The organism is Pedobacter sp. 01N416 (assembly GCF_056399685.1).
Genome location: NZ_JBFTRT010001036.1, coordinates 1 through 587 on the forward strand (window position 1 = coordinate 1; position 587 = coordinate 587).

Sequence of the window (587 nt, forward strand, 5' to 3'; positions counted from 1 at the left end):
GTGCAGTGTGAGCATCAATGCAAATACCACCAAAATGCTGTACAAGCCATTTAAACCTGCTTTTTTCAATATAAAAGGATAACCTGTAATTTTTTCGTCTATCTTATAGTTAATGGCGCCAGAGTGTTGCAGTAATTTTATTTTTTTTAAAATATCAAGGGTAATCATGAAGGGCAGGAGCAACGACATTGGCAATAAAAACCTGGCCAGATTTTGCTCTCCACTAAATAAATGCACCGAATTTTGCGCTTTAAAAGCAAAATATGGCACTATAGTATTCAATGCCGTGTTTGGGATAAGGTGTATCAGCAGGTTTTTGCGCACAAACTTTCGCCAGTTCGACACTTTTGCCCGCTCATCGTATTCCACTTTATCAGACATTGGCCAATTCGTTTAAATTTTCCTTAATCAGTTCCATTACCCTGTCTTTGATCTGCCAGGCTTCAAATTCCCGAAGAAATGATTCGTTTGACATAAAAGAGAAATCCAGCTGTCCGTTAAAAGTGCTGCATACTAAAGTGTTGGCATTTTTCCATGGGAAAGCAACCGTAGGACTATAAATGGTTTCAATCGAAAAATGCTGATAA

General features: G+C 38.0%; 2 protein-coding genes. Both read right to left on the bottom strand.

The window, feature by feature from the left end:
• Positions 1-381, bottom strand: a 381-nt coding sequence (locus AC1DND_RS29100; protein WP_477586482.1) for a hypothetical protein, incomplete at its 3' end; no start/stop codon positions are given.
• The coding region (locus AC1DND_RS29105) for a hypothetical protein (RefSeq protein WP_477586484.1) at positions 374-587 on the bottom strand (214 nt) is incomplete at its 5' end. The genes AC1DND_RS29100 and AC1DND_RS29105, both read right to left, overlap by 8 nt.